Raw genomic sequence first — 17969 nt, 5'->3', positions numbered from 1 at the left:
TAGGTCTCAGCGGGTGCGATGTGGTGCATCCAGGCTGGGCGGCGCGGCCCGGCGGTCGTGAGCTCCGACAGGGCGGCGCCCGACGGCGTGAGCCTTGGCAGCCTGACCTGACGGAGCAAGCTGAGCGGCACGGCCCGGCGGCGTGAGCCTCGCCAGCGCCTACCGGCGGGGTGAGCCTCGCCAACGCGGCCCGGTGGGGCGAGCATTGGCGGCGCAGTCTGACGGGGGCGAACGTCGGCGGCACAGCCTGGCGGGGCGAACGTCGGCGGCACAGCCTGGCGGGGCGAACGTCGGCGGCACAGCCTGGCGGGGCGAACGTCGGCGGCACAGCCTGGCGGGGCGAACGTCGGCGGCACAGCCTGGCGGGGCGAACGTCGGCGGCACAGCCTGGCGGGGCGAACGTCGGCGGCACAGCCTGGCGGGGCGAACGTCGGCGGCACAGCCTGGCGGGGCGAGCGCGGTCGGCTCGGTCCGGCGGGGCGTGAGCTGGCAGCCGGATCGGCAGAGCGTCCCAGCGACGTCTGGCACGGCTGCCCTGACGACTTGCCTACGGAGTGCGGTCTCGCACGGGCGTTTGCCGGGAGCGGTAGCGCACCGCAGCGAGGCGGCAGGCGTCGAACGTCCGCTGAGCGCCGTCCCGATGAGCGGCGAGCCGCGAGAGTGTGTCGGCAGGCAAGGCGGGGCCGCGGTCCGCGTGATCACGTCCTCCGCCGTCGGCAGCTTTCGGCGGTGGCGCGCGTCGAGCGAGCGCGCGCCGGAGTCCGGATTGCCCGGAACCAACGGCGGAGTCCAGGTTGGACACTGCCGCCCGGGCGGGCGAAAGGGCAGGGTTCCGACGTCGCACGGGCAGGGTCTGAACGCTCAGGCGGCTCACGGGAACGTCAATTCCTGGTCAAGTTCCGGAACGGCGAATGTTCCGGAACGGGACCGGCGATGCCGCCGTTGCCGTTGTCGGCTGGTGGCCTAGCCTGGGGTCAGCGCAGGGCCGGGAAACGGGCAGCCAGACCATACCGTCGGTATCACCGCTGGTCAGAGGTCTGGTCCACTGGTTCCCCGTCCGGCGGAGCGGGGCGGACAGGCCGTACCGCGGGTACCGCTCGACCGTACGAAATGTCATGCGGTCGAGTGGCTGCTTCGTGCTGTCCTCGGCAGTGCCAACAAGATCGTGACAAGTACGGGCTACGGTGTGCCTCGTGACCGCGATACGCGATCGCCAGAGCGATCCTGATGCCGATGACGCCCCCGTGCCGTGGGACGAGCGTCTCGTCGTCGGCACGAGGCGCGGCCTGCCCTGGTGGGCGGCCGTGCTCGTGGGCTTCGGCTTGGCAGTGCTCGGCGCCATCATCGACGAGAAGTCCTCCGGCAGCCTCGGTTTTGTTTTCAAGGCCGGCTACTTCCTCGGGGCCGTGATCGCGGTCGGTGCGGTGCAAAGACGCGGGCTGTTCGGTCCGATGGTGCAGCCGCCGCTGGTGCTCGCCGTCACCGTGCCGGGCGTCGTGCTGCTGACCGGCGGGGGTTCGGAGGCCAGCGACACTCTGTCGAAGCTGCTCAACATCGGCACGCCGCTGATCAAGGGCTTCCCGACGATGGCGGTCACCACCGGCGTCACGCTGCTCTTCGGCTTCTTCCGGATCTACCGCGAACGCGACCCGGACGCTCCCGTCAAGATCAAGGACGGCAAGGTCCCGCGCGGCCGGAACGAGGACGACGACAAAGCCAGCCGTCCGCGCTCGCGTCCGCCTGCCGGTCGCACCGGGCAGTCCGGTCAGACGCCGCCTCCGGGCAACCGTCGCCGTCCGCCTCGGGACCGGGATCTCGACGCTCCGCCGCCGCGCCGTCCGCGTCCGCCTGCCGACCCGGGTGCCCGTCCGCGGCGCGAGCCGTTGGATCCGAACGCTCCGCGCGGTGGCCGCAAGCCGCCTCCGGAGGGTCGTCGTCCCCGGCCGCCGGAAGGCGATCCGCGCCGTCGTGATCCGCGGGGCGACGCACCGCCGCCGCGTCGTCGGCCGCGCGGGGACGAGCCGCCGCCCGGACGTCCGCGTCCGCCTCGCCGGGAACCGCCCCGCCGCCAGCGTCCTTGGGAAGACGAAGGCTGACCGAGCGCACAAGGCAGGCACTCCGCAGGCAAACGAAAAGGCCGCCGATCCCCTCACCGGGGTCGGCGGCCTTTTCGTTGTGGCTAAAGGGATTCCCAGCGCCGTGGCTGCTCAGTGGACAAGCTTCACGCGGAGTTGCCAGGCATGACGCTCTCGACTAATCGGTACAGCGGCAAAGCGCACCGCGCGCCCGGCCGAACATCGCAGCACCAAACGAAAGCCCGCCGATCCGAACTCCCTCGCCAGAAATCACCGCGAGGAGAGACATGCGGAAGACAACCTGCCCTCAGGACTCCGGCTTAACAGCCTTCCGAAGCTCCTTAGGCAACGCGAACGCGATCTTCTCGTTCGCCGTGGTCACCTCGTCCACCTGCCCGTACCCGCGCTCGGCCAGCCACTTCAGCAGGTCCATCACCAGCACGTCCGGCACGGAGGCACCCGACGTGACCCCGACCGTCGACACGCCCTCCAGCCACGCCTCGTCGACCTCGGACGCGAAGTCGATCAGGTGCGAAGCCGACGCGCCAGCCTTCAACGCGACCTCTACCAGCCGCTTCGAGTTCGACGAGTTCTTCGAGCCGACGACCAGCACCAGGTCGCACTCCGGGGCCATCGCCTTGACCGCGACCTGGCGGTTGGTGGTGGCGTAACAGATGTCGTCGCTGGGCGGGTCGGCCAAGGTCGGGAAGCGGTCGCGCAGCTGGTCGACGCGTTCCATCGTCTCGTCCACCGACAGCGTCGTCTGCGACAGCCAGATCACCTTCGACGGATCGCGCACGTCGACCTTGTCGACGTCCTCGGGCTTGTCGACCAGCTGCACCTTCTCCGGAGCCTCACCGGCCGTGCCCTCGACCTCCTCGTGGCCTTCGTGGCCGATGAGGAGGATGTCGTAGTCGTCCTTCGCGAACCGGTTGACCTCTTTGTGCACCTTGGTGACCAACGGGCAGGTCGCGTCGATGGTGCGCAGGTTCCGCTCCGCGGCCTCGGCGTGCACCGCGGGCGAGACGCCGTGCGCGGAGAACACCACGAGCGCGCCCTCGGGCACCTCGGAGGTCTCGTCGACGAAAATCACACCGCGTTCGCGCAGGGTGTCGACGACATGCCGGTTGTGCACGATTTCCTTGCGCACGTACACCGGCGGCCCGTACAGCTCGAGCGCCTTCTCGACGGCGACGACAGCGCGGTCAACGCCGGCGCAGTAACCGCGCGGCTTCGCGAGCAGCACGCGTTTGGCGGCGCCGGACCGGGTGATCGTCGGGGTACCGGCGGGTTCGGTTCCGGGACTCGCAGAAGTCATGCCTCCAGGGTACGGGCAGTGCCGATCCGGGGTTGAAGTCCTCGTTCGGATGACCGCCGCGGCCATTCAGGCTGTGCCGGGCGTCACGTCCGGTGCCTCTGGCCACCCGTTCGGTTGGGCAGGACGGCCTGGATGCGGCACGCTGGACCCATGAAGCCACTCCCGCTCCCCCTCCGGGTCGCCGCGGGCCTCGCCGTCACCACCGCCGAGCGGGTTCGTGAGCTCCCGAAGCAGCTCACCGGCCTGCCGGTCACCGTCGTGAGCCAGGTGCTGCAGCTGTCCATGCGCGTCCAGCAGCACGTCACCGAGCTGGCCATCAAAGGCGACGACGCGCTGTCGATGCTGCGCCCGGTCGAGGACACCCCCAGCTGGGCCACGTTCGACGAGGACGCCGAGCCCGAGTTCGCCCGGCCCCGGCCCACGCTCGTGCCGGTCGACGACCTGCCCGAGCCGCGCACCAACGGCCACCGCACGCAGCCGCCGGATCTCCCCGCGGAAACCATCGACGATCCGTGGGTCGAGGAGACCCGCGCGCTCGCCGAGGAGCACTCCGAGGGCGAGAACGACAGCTCCGGCCCGGCTGGCCTGGGCAATTACGACGAGCTGACCCTGCCGCAGCTGCGCGCCCGGCTGCGCCGGCTGACCGTGCCCCAGCTGGAGGAGCTGCTGGAGTACGAGAAGGCCCACGCCGACCGCGCGTCGTTCGTCGGCATGCTGACGCGGCGGATCGGCAACGCGCGCAAGGCCGAGGAACAGCCGGGCGACCCCGCGGAAGGCCAGTGAGCAACGACCCCGCCACCAGCGCGGAGAATCCGTGGCCGGTCCGCACCGTCGCGCGCAAAATCGGCGACTGGATCCACCGGCTCGGCGACGTCTGGGTCGAAGGCCAGGTCACGCAGATGAACGCGCGGCCCGGCACGCAGACCGCGTTCCTGACCCTGCGCGACCCGTCCGCGGACGTCTCGATGTCCGTCACCTGTCCGATGTGGCTGGTGCGCGAACTGCCGACGCCGCTGCGCGAAGGCGACCGGGTGGTCATCCACGCCAAGCCGTCGTTCTTCTTCGGCCGCGGCACGCTGAGCCTGCGCGCGGACCAGATCCGCGCGGTCGGCATCGGCGAACTGCTCGCGCGGATCGAACGGCTGCGCAAGCTGCTGGCCGCCGAGGGCATGTTCGCCCGGGAGCGGAAACGTCCGATTCCCTTTCTGCCCAAGGGAATCGGCCTGATCACCGGACGCGCGTCGGCGGCCGAGCGGGACGTGCTGGCGAACGCACAGGCACGCTGGCCGCACGTGTTGTTCAAGGTGCTGAACACCGCCGTGCAGGGTTCGCAGGCGGTGCCGCAAATCCTCCGCGCACTGTCCATCTTGGACAAAGATCCGGACATCGACGTGATCGTCATCGCCCGCGGCGGCGGCAGCGTCGAGGACCTGCTGCCGTTCTCCGACGAAGCGCTGTGCCGGGCGGTCGCGGCCGCGGGCACGCCGATCGTCAGCGCCATCGGGCACGAGCCGGACACGCCGCTGCTCGATCACGTCGCCGACCTGCGCTGCTCCACTCCGACCGACGCGAGCAAGCGCATCGTGCCGGACGTCCGCGAGGAAACCGCCCGGGTGCGGCAGATGCGCGACCGCGGCCGTCGCGCGCTGCACGGCTGGGTCGACCGGGAGACGCGGCTGCTGACCCAGCTCCGCAGCCGTCCGTCGCTGGCCGATCCGCTGGGTCCGATCGAACGCAGGCTCAGCGACGTCGAGATGCACCGCGAACGCGGCCGTCGCGCGATGCTCAGCCTGCTCGCCAAGGACCAGGCGGAAGTCGCGAACGCGCGGGGCAGGCTGACCGCGCTCGGCCCGGCGGCCACGATGGAGCGCGGATACGCCGTTGTCCAGTTCACTGATTCCGCGGGCAACCTCCACGTGCTCCGCTCCGTCTCCCAGATCGAGGACGGTGCGCGGCTGCGCGTGCGGGTCGCCGACGGGGCGGTCCACGCGGTGGCCGAATCCGTCGAGCCGACGACACCCGTACCGGAAGGAGAGCGGCCGTGATGCACCGGGCCCCGGCGTTCCTCCCGCTCACGGTGGACGCCGCCGCCCGGCTCGACGCCGGTCTCCTGCTGCGGCAGGCCCTGGTCACCGACCGCGCGGCCGACGAATGCTGGACGGCGCTGCTCGCGGGCTGCGGCACCGCCGCCCGGCGCGGACTGGCTCCGCAGCTCAGGCGACTGTCCGAGGCGACGTCGGAGCACGTCGGCGTCCGGTGGTGGTTCGCCGAAGGGACCGGGCACCGGCGACGGGTGGCGAGCGCGCAGGAGAACCTCGAAGACGCCATCGCGGACGGTGACGGGCAAGAGTTCGCGCTGGCTTTCGTCGGGTACGACCACGCGATGGCCAGCGCGGTGGTGGCTTGCCCGCGGCGGACTCGCCCCAGCGTCCCCGGCCAGCCCGGAACCGCCGCCGAACGCGGTAGTCTGCGCCGACAGCCCCGTGCACCACAAGGTCGGAGAACGTGAGCGAAGCAGACACCGCCGGACTCGGTTACGAGCAGGCCCGCGACCAGCTCGTCGAAGTGGTGAAGGAACTCGAGGCCGGCGGGCTGTCCCTGGAGCAGTCGCTCGAGCTCTGGGAGAAGGGCGAGCGGCTCGCCAAGGTGTGCGAACGGCATCTGGAAGGCGCCCGCGAGCGGATCGAGGCCGCGCTGGCCTCGGTCGAGACCGACGACGACACAGAGTGACGTGCACCATGCGTGGCTGAATCGGTCAGGTGGTTCCGGGATCTGACAGACTGGGCACCCGCTGACGAACCGTGTTCCGGGAGGCCACCATGACCACCGCCAGTGACCGCAGCCGACGCGAAGCGCCTGATCGCAACCTCGCCATGGAACTGGTGCGGGTGACCGAGGCAGCCGCGATGGCGGCCGGCCGCTGGGTCGGCCGCGGCGACAAGATCGGCGGCGACGGTGCTGCCGTCGACGCGATGCGCCAGCTCGTCTCCACCGTCTCGATGCGCGGCGTCGTCGTCATCGGCGAGGGCGAGAAGGACGAAGCGCCGATGCTGTTCAACGGCGAAGAAGTCGGCAACGGCGACGGCCCGGACTGCGACGTCGCGGTCGACCCGGTCGACGGCACCACGCTCATGGCGAAGGGCATGCCGAACGCGCTGGCCGTGCTCGCCGTCGCCGAGCGCGGCGCGATGTTCGACCCGTCCGCGGTGTTCTACATGGAGAAGCTGGCCGTCGGCCCGGACGCGGCGGGCAAGGTGGACATCTCCGCCCCGGTCGCGGAGAACATCCGGCGCGTGGCGAAGGCGAAGAACTCCAGCGTCAGCGACGTGACGGTCTGCATCCTCGACCGGCCGCGGCACGAGCAGCTGGTCAAGGAGGTCCGCGAGGCGGGGGCCCGGATCCGGTTCATCTCGGACGGCGACGTCGCGGGGGCCATCGCCGCGGCCCGGCCGACCACCGGCGTCGACATGCTGCTCGGCATCGGCGGGACGCCCGAGGGCATCATCGCCGCCTGCGCGATGAAGTGCCTCGGCGGCGAGCTGCAGGGCCGGCTGTGGCCGAAGGACGACGCGGAGCGCGAGAAGGCGCTCGCGGCGGGCCACGATCTGGACCGGATCCTGCTCAACGACGACCTGGTCACCGGCGACAACGTGTTCTTCTGCGCGACCGGCGTCACCGACGGCGACCTGCTGCGCGGCGTCCACTACCGGGCGGGCGGCGCGACGACGCAGTCGATCGTCATGCGGTCGAAGTCCGGGACGGTCAGAATGATCGACGGCTACCACCGGCTCGAGAAGCTGCGGGCGTACTCGTCGGTCAACTTCGACGGCAACCTCGACCTCGACGAGGACGACCACGTGGTGCCTCCGCTGCCCTGATCTGCCAAGGAGTTTCCCGGTGTCGAAACGGCTGCTCGCGCTGGTGCTGACTGTCCTCACCGGAGTCGTGCTCAGCGCGGGCAGCGCTTCGGCCGGGCCCGCTGCGCCGTCGATCGTCGGCGGGACCGACGCGGACCAGCCGTACCCGTTCGCGGTGTCCCTGCACACTTCGGGCGGCGCGCTGTTCTGCGGCGGCTCGCTGATCGCGCCCACGTGGGTGGTCACCGCGGCGCATTGCCTGTCCGCGAAGGACCCGGCGACGCTCGGGTTGCGCGTCGGCAGCAACGACGCGGACGAGGGCGGGGAAACTCCGAAAGCGGCGGAATTCGTACTGCACCCGCATTTCAATGCCGAAACGCAAACGGGCGACATCGGCCTGATCCGGCTGACCGCTCCGGTGAAAGCCGCGCCTATCGCGATCGCCGGTTCGGCCGCACCAGGCACGGCGGTCCGGGTAATCGGCTGGGGCCAGACATGCGCGACGCCGAATTGCGGCCCGGTGTCGAAGACACTGCGCCAGCTCGACACGCAACTGGTGCCGGGCGCGAAATGCACGTCGACGTTCGACGGAACTTCCGAGCTGTGCACGGAAAGCCCCGGCGGATCCGGCTCGTGCTACGGCGATTCCGGAGGCCCAGAGCTGCTCCGCGACGGCGACCGGTGGGTGCTGGCCGGGATGGTCAGCCGCCCGGGAAACCGGTCGTCGGCCTGCGGATCGGCACCGTCGATCGCGACCTCGGCGGTGGCGTATCAGCCTTGGCTGGCGGAGAAAACCGGCTGAGTCACTCGACGTTGCTCGAATGCCCGGGGAACAAATGCGCCTCGGGATTCAACGCCACCGCGATGTTGTTCACCGCCGTCGCCGCCTCCCCGAATCCCGTCGCGATCAGCTTCACCTTTCCCGGATACGCCGCCACGTCCCCCGCCGCGTAAACGCGCGGCCGGGCCGTCGCCATGGTCGAGTCCACCGAAATCGCGCGGTGATCGATTTCCAGCCCCCAGCTTTCGATCGGGCCCAAATCCGCGGTGAATCCCAACGCCGCGACCACAGCGTCCGCGCGCAATTGCTCTTCCCCGCCGCCCTTTACCGTCACGTCGACCGCCGTCAGCGAACCGTCCGGGGCTTCCACGAACCGGGACACCTCGGCGTCCGTGACCAGCCGCACGCCCAGCTCCCGCACCTGCCGCACGATCGATTCCGCGGCCCGGAACTTCGCGCGGCGGTGCACCAGCGTCACGCTCGCCGCGACCGGGTGCAGCGCCAGGCACCAGTCGAACGCCGAATCCCCGCCGCCGACCACGACGACGTGCTGGCCCGCGTGGGCCGCGAGCGACGGGACGAAATGGACCATCCCCCGGCCGAGCCAGCCGTCCCCGGCGGGCAGCGGACGGGGCGTGAACTCGCCGATGCCCGCGGTGATCAGGACCGCGCCCGCACGCAGCACGTCACCGCCGTCGAGGGTCAGCTCCAGCCCGCCGTCGACGCTCTCCAGCTTCTCCGCCTTGCGGCCGAGCAGGTAGTCCGGCTTCCACGGCGCGGCCTGGTCCACCAGGCCCTGCACGAGGTCGCGGCCGCGAACCGCGGGGAACCCGCCGACGTCGTAGATCATCTTCTCCGGATACATCGCGGTGACCTGGCCGCCGGGTTCGGGCAGCGAATCGACGACGGCCATCGACAGGCCGCGGAATCCCGCGTAGTAGGCGGCGAAGAGGCCGGTGGGACCGGCTCCGATGACGACGAGGTCGTAATCCATGAGGCTCGCTCCATGCCAGTGGTGGGTGGCGGTGATCGAGAACACATTGGTCGTAACCAGTATGGCGTAGCCATTCCGTTGAGGGTGGTGGCGGGGCGGGCGCGGGTTAGTCGCCGGGGTGGGCGACAACACCCGGCCACGTGCGCGAAACGGGGCCAGAATCGGGGGTATGGCTGAACAGGAATACCGGATCGAACACGACACGATGGGTGAGGTCCGCGTCCCGGTCGACGCGCTCTACCGCGCGCAGACGCAGCGTGCCGTCGAGAACTTCCCCATCTCCGGCCGCGGTCTCGAGCGCGCCCAGATCCGCGCGCTGGGCCTGTTGAAGGCCGCCGCCGCCCGCGTGAACGCGCGTCTTGGCGTCCTCGACGCCGACGTCGCCGACGCGATCGCGAAGGCCGCCGACGAGGTCGCCGAGGGCAAGCACGACGAGCACTTCCCGATCGACGTCTTCCAGACCGGCTCGGGCACGTCGTCCAACATGAACGCGAACGAGGTCATCGCGACGCTGGCCACCCGCGCGCTCGGCCGCGACGTGCACCCGAACGACCACGTCAACGCGTCGCAGTCGTCCAACGACACCTTCCCGACGACGATCCACGTCGCCGCCACCGAGGCCGTCCTCACCGACGTCATCCCCGCGCTGGAGCACCTCGCCGGCGCGATCGAGGCGCGTGCCGAGGAGTGGCAGGACGTCGTCAAGTCCGGCCGCACGCACCTGATGGACGCCGTGCCGATCACGCTCGGCCAGGAGGCCGGCGCGTGGGCCGCGCAGATCCGGTTCGGCATCGAGCGGCTGCAGTCCGGTCTGCCGCGGCTGGGCGAACTGCCGATCGGCGGCACCGCGGTCGGCTCCGGTCTCAACGCGCCCGACGGGTTCGGCGCGGCAGTGTCGGCCGAGCTGGCACAGATCACCGGGTTGCCGCTCACCGAGGCGCGCAACCACTTCGAGGCGCAGGCGACGCAGGACAGCGTCGTCGAAACCTCCGGGCACCTGCGCACGGTCGCGGTGTCGCTCAACAAGATCGCGAACGACCTGCGCTGGCTGGGATCCGGCCCGCGCACCGGGCTGGCCGAGCTGGCGCTGCCGGACCTGCAGCCGGGTTCGTCGATCATGCCGGGCAAGGTCAACCCGGTCATCCCGGAAGCGACGCTGCAGGTCGTCGCGCAGGTCGTCGGCAACGACGCGGCAGTCGCGTTCGCCGGTGCGGCGGGCAACTTCCAGCTCAACGTGAACCTGCCCGTCATCGCGCGCAACGTGCTCGAATCGGCACGGCTGCTCGCGGCCGTCTCGCGGCTGTTGGCGGACAAGGTGTTCGCCGGGGTCACCGCGAACGCCGAGCGCGCGCGACAGTACGCCGAGGGGTCGCCGTCGATCGTCACGCCGCTCAACAAGTACATCGGCTACGAGGAAGCTGCCGCGGTGGCGAAGCAGGCGCTCAAGGAACTCAAGACGATCCGCGAGGTCGTGCTGGAGCGCGGGTATGTCCGCGACGGCAAGCTCACCGAAGCCCAACTGGACGAGGCGCTCGACGTGCTGCGGATGGCACGCGGCGGCAAGTAACGCCTCAGCTGTCCGTGAAGGACTCCTTGAGGGAACCTGATTCCCCCAAGGAGTCCTTCACGGACCTTTCCGGGCGCAGTCCGCATGCGACACCCGCGGCGACGAGCGTGACCCCGGCCAGGTCCGCCAACTCGAACCGTTGCGCGCCGATCAGCACCGCCACGACCAGTCCGGACACCGGCATCAGCCCGATCAACACGCCCGCCCGGTCCGCGCCCAGCCCGACAACGCAGCTGTACCAGAGCACGAACGCCACCGCGGTCACCAGGATCGCCAGCAACAGCAACGCGACGAGTTCGCGTGCGTTCGGCCACCGCCACGCTCCGGCTGGATCGACGACCGTCCCGACCACGGAACCGCTTGCCGCAGCAGTGAAACAGCCCCACGTCGAGGTCGCCAACGGTCCGAGCCGGCGCAGCAATCCCACCGCGAGCAGGGTGAACGACGCTTCGCACAACATCGCCAGCGCAGCCAGCAACAGCCCTGGCGCGGAAGCGGATCCGCCACCGGACAGCACCACGATGCCGAGTCCGGCCAGTACCGATCCCACGACTGGAGCGGCGGACGGACGGCGACCGTCGAGCATCGGCGCGATCAACGCGAGCACGAGCGGACTGGCCCCGAGAAACGCCACTACCGCACTGGGTTCCGCGTAGCGTTGCGCCAGCAGCAGACAGGCCTGGAACCCGATCATCCCGGTCGCGGCGAGACCGAGCAGGGTCGGCAGATCGGCCAGGTTCGGCCGCGGCAGCGGACTGCGCGTGACCTTCGCCCAGCCCAGCAGCAGAAGGCCGCCGAGCGCGTACCGCAGCGCCTGCCCGGTGATCACCGGATACCCGTCCAGCATGCCGGTGACCGGCACCGATCCGCCGACCAGCACCGCGCCGGCCACCCCTGAAAGCACCATCGACCGTTTCACGCCGCTCAGTCTTCAGCGGAGAGTGGTCCATTCAGAAGGACCACTCGACACTGGCCTAATTGGACCACTTTGCCGTACTGTCGGGCCGTGGAAACCATCCGTGAGCTGCTCCTGCCTGCTGCCACTGGCGGACGCCGGGGTCGCGCTGTCGAAGCCGCGTTGCGCGATGCGATCCGCACTGGACGGCTGGCTGTCGGCACCCGGCTGCCGTCGAGTCGCGATCTCGCGCGCCAGCTCGGAGTCGCGCGCGGCACCGTCACCGCGTTGTACGAGCAGCTCACCGCCGAGGGTTACCTGCTGAGCAAGCATGGTTCGGGCACTCGCGTCGCGCCGATCGACGGTCCTGCGCCGAAACCCGAGGTCAGTGCGGCGAAATCTCCGGCCTGGGAGTTCGACCTGCGTCCCGGACTGCCCGCGTAGTCAGCGTTTCCGCGAGCCGAATGGCTTGCCGCCGAACGAGAAGCCCTGAACGCGACGCCTGATCTCGGTCTCGGCTACCCCGATCCGACCGGCCATCCGGCGTTGCGCGCGGAACTGGCCGCCTACCTCGGGCGGGTCCGGGCCTTGCCGACGAACCCGGATGACATCGTGATCACCAGCGGTGCCGCCGAAGCACTGTCGTTGCTGGCCGAGGCCTTGCCGGACCAGCGCATCGCGGTCGAGGACCCGAGCCACCACGGCCAAGCGAACCTGCTGCGAGACCACGGACTGCGTCCGATCGGGATTCCGGTCGACGACAAAGGCATCAACGTCGACGCACTGTCCACTTCAGACTGCTCCGTCGTGCTGGTGACCGCTGCGCACCAGTTCCCGCTCGGCGTCGCGTTGCATCCGGAACGCCGTCGGCAACTGCTGGCGTGGGCGGCGGAAACCGGCGGGCTCATCCTGGAAGACGACTACGACGCCGAGCATCGCTACGACCGTCCCGCTCTCGGCGCGATGCGCGCGCTCGCGCCGGATCACGTCGCGTACATCGGCAGCGTCAGCAAGGTGCTCGCGCCAGCGTTGCGGATCGGCTGGCTCATTCCACCGCGACGACTGCGCGACGCCGTGGCCCGGGTCAAGGAAATGCACGACCTGGGATGCCCGCCGCTCCCGCAAGCCGCACTCGCGCATCTGATCGCCACCGGCGGTTACGACCGGCATCTGCGCCGCACCCGGCGCCTGTATCGCGCCCGTCGTGACGCGCTCATCGAAGCGCTCGCCCAGCGGTTGCCGCAGTGGCAGCCGGTCGGGATCGCAGCCGGACTGCACCTGGTCGTCCGGCTCCCGGACGGCACCGATGACTTGCGGCTGCAGGAAAAGCTCGCCGCGGCAAGCGTGCATGCTCCGGCTTTGTCGACTTATTCCCATGCCTCAGCGGGATATCCGGGCCTCGTGCTCGGGTACGCCGCGCTCCCGCCGGACCGGCTCCGCGCCGCCGTCGAGCGGATCGCATCGGCGGGTTGAAGCGCTGGTGAACACCTGGTGCACCGGGGAAGGGTCCCGTGGCGGACGCTTAGGGTGGACATTCTCGGGAGCGGCAAGGGGGAGGCGACCGTGAGCTTCGGAGATGTCCTGCGAGCGCTCGCCGAGGTGCTCACGTCCGATCGCGGCATCGTGCCCATCGCGGTCGTCGCGGGCGCGACGATCCTCGCCCCGATCGTCGACCGCTACGTGGTCCGCCGCAGGCGCGTCATCTACCGGGAGCTGTACAACTCCAAGATCGGCCTCAACCCGGTGACGTTGAGCGATCAGGAAAACGGCGCGGTGCAAGCGGATCCGGAGCTCGTGCGCACGGTGCGGCTCCTGGAACCGCTCAGCGTGGTCGTGATCCGCATCCGCAACACGGGCAGCTTCGACATCGGCCCGGACGACTGGGAACACCCGCTGCAGTTCACCTTCGGCCGGAGGGTGGTGTGGGACGCGCGCGTGTCTGACGCCAAGGACGGGCTGCGTGAGGTGGTCCGGAACGGCCTTGAATTCTTCACTCATGATCAGCCTACGCCTGAATCCGACACCGCGCGACTGTCCGGTGTGCGAGCCCTGCTGTCGCAGCGGCTGTCCGGTTTCCTGCGCCAGCCCGAATCCCCGGTTCCGGCGGTGCAGACCCCGCAATGGCACGGTGTCCGGCTCGAACAGCTTTCGTTGAAGCGAAGGGAAAAGTTCAAACTCGTCGTCGTGCTGCGCGAGCCGGACGACTGGCGCGGCGGGTCGTTGTCCAAGGAACTGGACGTCGTCGGACGGCTCAGCGGCGGACGGATCAAGGACGAACGCAAACAGCGCTGGCTGTCGTGGCCGGTGGTGACCGTGGCGATCGGAGTACTGCTGAGCGGGGTGTTGCTGAGCACGCTGATCGTGGCCGCGTCGCGCGGTCCCGCGCCCGGCTGCGGCAGCGGAACCCTTGCGGTGCACGGATCCAGCGCGTTCGCGCGGATCATGAACAGTGTCGCGACGGAGTACCACGGGCAGTGTCCTGGTGCGACGATCACGACGCAAGCAGTGGGCAGCGTGTCCGCGGTGCGCGAACTGGGGCCGTTGCCAGCAGACCAAAAAGACAGTTTGGCAGTGCTGTCCGACGGCAAGGCTCCCGACGCCGGGCCGGATCTGGTCATGCAACCGGTCGCTGTGCTCGTGTACAGCCTGGTAGTGAACAAATCCGTCGGTGTCGACCATCTGAGGAGCGAGCAGGTCCGCGGCATCTTCAGCGGGAAGTACACCAACTGGGCTCAGCTGCGCGACGGCCCGTCGGTCCCGATCCGGGTCGTCGGGCGCGGGCAGGAATCGGGCACGCGCAAGACTTTCGAGGAGAAAGTGCTGGGTGCGGCCGAACCGGGGCTGTCGTCGGACGACTGCCGGACGCCGATCCGCGACCCGCACGCCGCGGTGGTGCGCTGCGAGCGCGGCACGACCGACGATCTGCTGCGTGCCGTAGGCGAAACACCTGGCGCGATCGGCTACGCCGACGTGCCCGCGGCCAAGATCGCCGCGGCGGGCGGCCAGGTCGCGATGGCGAAACTCGACGACCGCTACCCCGACGTGACCAGCATCGACGCCGGTTATCGCTTCTGGACGGTGGAGTACCTCTACACCAAGGGCGTGCCGGAGAACGATTCGCTGCTGAAGCAGTTCATCGACTATCTGCGCAGCAGCACGGCGCGGGCGGAACTGCAGGACGCAGGGTACACGCCGTGTGTGACGAAACAGGGGCTGCTGGACCAGTACTGCACTCGTCCGGATGCCTGACCAGCTCTTTTTCACCCGGTCGAGGCTGGGGCTGGAGTTTTTGTCGGTGACGGGGGCGATGATGGCCGGGTGTTGTTCACCGACCTCGTCACCGCCTCCGCCGAACTGGCGGCCACGCGGTCACGGAAAACGAAGATCGCCGTGCTGGCCAAGGTGCTGCGCGCGGCCGAGCCCGGCGAGCTGCCCGCGGTGATCGCGTATCTCACCGGGCAGACGGCGCAGGACCGGCTCGGCGCCGGCTGGCGCACGCTCGCCGACCTCGCCGTCGAACCCGCGGCCGTGCCCGCCGTCTCCGTGGCGGAGGTCGACGTCGCGCTCACCGAAGTCGCGGCCGCGGCGGGCGCGGGTTCGGTGAAGCGACGAGCGGAGGCGCTCACCGCGCTGTTCTCCCGGCTGACCCGTGCCGAGCAGGAGTTCGTGTTCCGGCTCGTCACCGGGGAGCTGCGGCAAGGCGCGCTGGAAGGGGTGATGGTCGACGCGGTCGCGGCGGCGGCCGAGGTGGAGGTCGACCAGGTGCGGCGCGCCTTCATGCTGTCCGGACGCCTGCCGGTCACCGGGCAGGCGGCCTTGACCGGGGGCGCGGCGGCGCTCGCGGAATTCGGGCTGGAGCTGGGCCGTCCGGTGCGGCCGATGCTCGCGTCCCCGGCGGAATCGCTGGAGGAAGCGGTGACCGAGCACGGGAACGCGATCGTCGAGTACAAAATGGACGGTGCGCGCATCCAGGTGCACCGGCAAGGTTCGGAAGTGCACGTGTACACGCGCACGCTGCGGGAAATCACCGGCAGCGTAGGCGAACTGGTCGAACTGGTGCGTGCGCTGCCGTGCGAATCGGTGGTGCTGGACGGCGAAACCCTAGCCCTCACCGACGAAGGAAGGCCGCGGCCGTTCCAGGAAACGATGAGCCGGTTCGGCAGCACGCGGGACGAACAGGTGCGGGCGTTGCTGCTGCGGCCGTACTTCTTCGACTGCCTGCATCTGGACGGGGTCGATCTGCTCGACGCGCCGTTGTCCGAACGCAACGAGGCGCTGCGCCGCGTGGCGGGCGAGCACGTGATCCCCGGTTCGGTCCGGCCGGAATCCCCGGCGGCGGTGCTCGACGCGGCGATGGACGCCGGGCACGAGGGCGTGATGGTGAAGGACCTCGATTCGATCTACGCGGCCGGGCGGCGCGGCCGGGCGTGGCTGAAGGTGAAACCGGTGCACACCATCGACCTGGTGGTGCTGGCGGCGGAATGGGGCCACGGGAGGCGCACCGGGAAACTGTCCAACCTGCACCTCGGCGCGCGTGATCCGGACGGTGGACCGCCGATCATGGTGGGCAAGACGTTCAAGGGCCTCACCGACGAACTGCTGGCCTGGCAGACCGAGCGGTTCCAGGAAATCGAGACGCACCGCGACCGGTGGACCGTCCATGTCCGGCCGGAGCTGGTGGTCGAGATCGAACTGGACGGGGCACAGGTCAGCACGCGGTATCCGGGCGGGCTGGCGCTGCGGTTCGCGCGGGTGGTGCGGTACCGGCCGGACAAGGACCCTGGCGAGGCCGACACCATCGACACCGTCCGGGGGTTGCTGCGCGGCAGCCGTCCGGCGGTAGGACCCGGCCAAGCGGAGCAGTCCGGTGCCGAAGACCAGCCCGGTTCCGAGGAGGCGTCCGGATGACGATCGCCGCACCCGCCGTCGGAATGAGTGGGCACATTACGGACATCGGGCAGTTTTCCCCGCCGTACTCGGGAAAACGCCCGACGAAAGTCGATGTCGCGCCCGTGGCCGCGTGCCCGAGAGTGGGAGCACTGGCCTGTGTCGATGGGAGAAAAGCATGACGTTCCGGGTGAAATCAGCCGTCCGGGGATTCGGGCGGCCGATGACCCTGCTGGCGGGCGTGGCGCTCGCCGCCACCGTGGTGGCGGCACCGGCCAGTGCCGCGCCGGCGCCGCCGCAGCCGTCGCGACACCACTTCTCGGCTGCCGCGCAGTCGTTCGTCGGCGCGACCACCGTGCCCGAGCGGGTGGCACGACTCAACGCGGCGATGGCCAAGCTGCCGAAGGAAGCCGGCGCGTACAACGCCACGAAGTTGTGGAACCAGGGCATCACCGGCGCCGGGTCCACCGTGGCCACGCTGGTGTCGTTCGGCGACGACAAGGTCAAGCAGGTGCTGGACGAGTATTCGCGGCAGCACGGCCTGCCGCCGGCGAACGTCGAGGTGCTGCAGCCGTCCGGTGCGGTGCCCGCGTGCACCGACCCCGGGGTGGACACCGCCACCTGCCAGTCCTGGGGCGGGGAGACCGATCTCGACGTCACGATGATGCACGCGATGGCTCCGGCCGCGAAGATCGTCGTCGCGGCCACGCCGGTCGCCGAGACGCAGGGCTTCGCCGGATTGCCGGAAATGATGCACGCCGTCGACTACCTGACTGAGCACCGGATCGCCGACGTGGTCTCGATGAGCTTCGGCACCACCGAGGAGAACTTCCCGTCGTTCGAGTCCATCAAGACCCTCGACCCGGCGCTGGAGCGGGCGAGCCGCGCGGGCGTCACGCTGGTCGCGTCGTCCGGCGACGACGGGCCGTCCGGGTCGTACCTGCAAGGGCCCGGCAAGTACCCGTACCGCGTGGCGAGCTGGCCGGCGAGCGACCCGAACGTCACCGCGCTCGGCGGCACCCAGCTGCACCTGGACGCGAACGGCAACCGCACCCAGCCCGACGACCTGGTCAACGTGGCGGACAACGGATTCAGCGAAGGCGCGGGCCTGTCGAAGGCGTACGCGCGGCCGTCCTGGCAGAACCGCGTCAAGAACATCACCGGCAGCACGATGCGGGCGTACCCGGACATCAGCATGGAAGGCGTCCAGGGCACGTCGCAGTCGGCACCGCTGTTCGCCGGGGTGCTGGCGCTGGCGGTGCAGGCCAACCACGGCCGGCTGGGCCAGATCAACCCGGCGCTGTACTCGAAGCTGGGTCCGAAGGGCACCGCGGCCGGGATCGTCGACGTCACCAAGGGCGACAACAGCCAGTACGGCGTCGAGGGCTTCAAGGCCGGTCCGGGCTACGACATCGCGAGCGGCTGGGGCACGGTCGACGCGTCGGTCTTCGTCCCGGCCTTGGTGAAGGCGGTGCGGTGATGCGGTAATCAACGCCCGAGCACTGCCTCCGGAGGGCAGGCGGCTCTCGGCTTGAGCAAGTTCACTCGGCCCGGCGCGATCGATCCTGGTCGTGTCGGGCCGGGCGGACCCCAAT

Annotated in this window: 15 protein-coding genes and 1 pseudogene; 13 read left to right on the top strand and 3 right to left on the bottom strand. The window is 70.1% G+C overall.

All coding sequences use genetic code 11. The annotated features are described in order from the left end of the window. Nucleotides 1-1193: 1193 nt before the first annotated feature. On the top strand, nucleotides 1194-2096 hold the full coding sequence (locus ATK30_RS25770) for a DUF6542 domain-containing protein (RefSeq protein WP_167442005.1): 903 nt from the start codon (nucleotides 1194-1196) through the stop codon (nucleotides 2094-2096). A gap of 286 nt (nucleotides 2097-2382) precedes the next feature. On the opposite strand, the gene ATK30_RS25765 is transcribed toward ATK30_RS25770, so the two are convergent. Next, the gene (locus tag ATK30_RS25765; RefSeq protein WP_167442004.1) at nucleotides 2383-3393 is read right to left on the bottom strand and encodes a 4-hydroxy-3-methylbut-2-enyl diphosphate reductase; all 1011 of its coding nucleotides are present in this window, start codon (nucleotides 3391-3393) and stop codon (nucleotides 2383-2385) included. Between the two features lie 150 nt (nucleotides 3394-3543). Here ATK30_RS25765 and ATK30_RS25760 point away from each other — a divergent pair, with 150 nt between their 5' ends. The 6 genes from ATK30_RS25760 (at nucleotide 3544) to ATK30_RS25735 (ending at nucleotide 8052) form a co-directional block, all read left to right on the top strand. After that, entirely contained in the window at nucleotides 3544-4176 is a 633-nt protein-coding gene (locus tag ATK30_RS25760; protein WP_101437776.1) for a lipid droplet-associated protein, read from the top strand. Next, nucleotides 4173-5438 (top strand): exodeoxyribonuclease VII large subunit, encoded by a 1266-nt coding sequence (gene xseA / locus ATK30_RS25755; RefSeq protein ID WP_101437775.1) that lies wholly within the window; start codon nucleotides 4173-4175, stop codon nucleotides 5436-5438. The genes ATK30_RS25760 and xseA overlap by 4 nt, the downstream gene beginning before the upstream one ends. Further along, complete coding sequence (locus ATK30_RS25750; protein WP_101437774.1) at nucleotides 5438-5902, top strand: hypothetical protein; 465 nt, start codon at nucleotides 5438-5440, stop codon at nucleotides 5900-5902. Before xseA ends, ATK30_RS25750 begins: the two co-directional genes overlap by 1 nt. Further along, a complete protein-coding gene (locus ATK30_RS25745; protein WP_037367840.1) occupies nucleotides 5899-6123 on the top strand; it encodes an exodeoxyribonuclease VII small subunit in 225 nt (74 codons plus the stop codon). Before ATK30_RS25750 ends, ATK30_RS25745 begins: the two co-directional genes overlap by 4 nt. Nucleotides 6124-6212: 89 nt before the next feature. Then, a complete protein-coding gene (gene glpX, locus ATK30_RS25740) occupies nucleotides 6213-7271 on the top strand; it encodes a class II fructose-bisphosphatase (protein ID WP_167442003.1) in 1059 nt (352 codons plus the stop codon). A 19-nt stretch (nucleotides 7272-7290) separates the two neighbouring features. Continuing rightward, the gene (locus ATK30_RS25735; RefSeq protein ID WP_101437773.1) at nucleotides 7291-8052 is read left to right on the top strand and encodes a S1 family peptidase; all 762 of its coding nucleotides are present in this window, start codon (nucleotides 7291-7293) and stop codon (nucleotides 8050-8052) included. Nucleotide 8053: 1 nt separating this feature from the next. Here the strand turns inward: ATK30_RS25735 and ATK30_RS25730 are convergent, their stop codons facing one another. Further along, nucleotides 8054-9025, bottom strand: a complete 972-nt coding sequence (locus ATK30_RS25730) for an NAD(P)/FAD-dependent oxidoreductase (protein WP_101437772.1) — start codon at nucleotides 9023-9025, stop codon at nucleotides 8054-8056. Nucleotides 9026-9194: 169 nt separating this feature from the next. Between ATK30_RS25730 and ATK30_RS25725 the strand changes: the two genes are divergently transcribed. Further along, on the top strand, nucleotides 9195-10592 hold the full coding sequence (locus tag ATK30_RS25725) for a class II fumarate hydratase (protein WP_101437771.1): 1398 nt from the start codon (nucleotides 9195-9197) through the stop codon (nucleotides 10590-10592). Between the two features lie 4 nt (nucleotides 10593-10596). Here the strand turns inward: ATK30_RS25725 and ATK30_RS25720 are convergent, their stop codons facing one another. Further along, on the bottom strand, nucleotides 10597-11511 hold the full coding sequence (locus ATK30_RS25720) for a DMT family transporter (protein ID WP_244194726.1): 915 nt from the start codon (nucleotides 11509-11511) through the stop codon (nucleotides 10597-10599). Between the two features lie 87 nt (nucleotides 11512-11598). Here ATK30_RS25720 and ATK30_RS46350 point away from each other — a divergent pair, with 87 nt between their 5' ends. From ATK30_RS46350 to ATK30_RS25700, 5 genes and pseudogenes are all read left to right on the top strand, one after another. Further along, on the top strand, nucleotides 11599-11931 hold the full coding sequence (locus tag ATK30_RS46350) for a GntR family transcriptional regulator (RefSeq protein WP_244194725.1): 333 nt from the start codon (nucleotides 11599-11601) through the stop codon (nucleotides 11929-11931). A 33-nt stretch (nucleotides 11932-11964) separates the two neighbouring features. Then, nucleotides 11965-12960 (top strand): annotated as a pseudogene (locus tag ATK30_RS25715) (aminotransferase-like domain-containing protein); the annotation flags it as partial. Nucleotides 12961-13050: 90 nt separating this feature from the next. After that, the gene (locus tag ATK30_RS25710; RefSeq protein WP_101441073.1) at nucleotides 13051-14736 is read left to right on the top strand and encodes a PstS family phosphate ABC transporter substrate-binding protein; all 1686 of its coding nucleotides are present in this window, start codon (nucleotides 13051-13053) and stop codon (nucleotides 14734-14736) included. Between the two features lie 69 nt (nucleotides 14737-14805). Further along, nucleotides 14806-16395: an ATP-dependent DNA ligase gene (locus ATK30_RS25705; protein WP_167442002.1), complete on the top strand. Its 1590-nt coding sequence runs from the start codon at nucleotides 14806-14808 to the stop codon at nucleotides 16393-16395. A gap of 157 nt (nucleotides 16396-16552) precedes the next feature. Beyond that, a complete protein-coding gene (locus ATK30_RS25700) occupies nucleotides 16553-17854 on the top strand; it encodes a S53 family peptidase (RefSeq protein WP_244194724.1) in 1302 nt (433 codons plus the stop codon). Nucleotides 17855-17969 lie beyond the last annotated feature (115 nt).

Source organism: Amycolatopsis echigonensis (genome assembly GCF_002846615.1).
GTDB classification, from domain to species: Bacteria; Actinomycetota; Actinomycetes; order Mycobacteriales; family Pseudonocardiaceae; genus Amycolatopsis; species Amycolatopsis echigonensis.
The sequence above is the reverse complement of the archived record's forward strand: the minus strand, read 5'-3'. Positions and strand labels throughout refer to the sequence as shown.

Excerpts from the sequence above, each read along its gene's own strand:
- ATK30_RS25765 (WP_167442004.1), bottom strand. The coding sequence starts at position 3,393 with ATGACTTCTGCGAGTCCCGGAACCGAACCCGCCGGTACCCCGACGATC.
- ATK30_RS25760 (WP_101437776.1), top strand. The coding sequence starts at position 3,544 with ATGAAGCCACTCCCGCTCCCCCTCCGGGTCGCCGCGGGCCTCGCCGTC.
- ATK30_RS25750 (WP_101437774.1), top strand. The coding sequence starts at position 5,438 with ATGCACCGGGCCCCGGCGTTCCTCCCGCTCACGGTGGACGCCGCCGCC.
- glpX (WP_167442003.1), top strand. The coding sequence starts at position 6,213 with ATGACCACCGCCAGTGACCGCAGCCGACGCGAAGCGCCTGATCGCAAC.
- ATK30_RS25730 (WP_101437772.1), bottom strand. The coding sequence starts at position 9,025 with ATGGATTACGACCTCGTCGTCATCGGAGCCGGTCCCACCGGCCTCTTC.
- ATK30_RS25725 (WP_101437771.1), top strand. The coding sequence starts at position 9,195 with ATGGCTGAACAGGAATACCGGATCGAACACGACACGATGGGTGAGGTC.
- ATK30_RS25700 (WP_244194724.1), top strand. The coding sequence starts at position 16,553 with ATGACGTTCCGGGTGAAATCAGCCGTCCGGGGATTCGGGCGGCCGATG.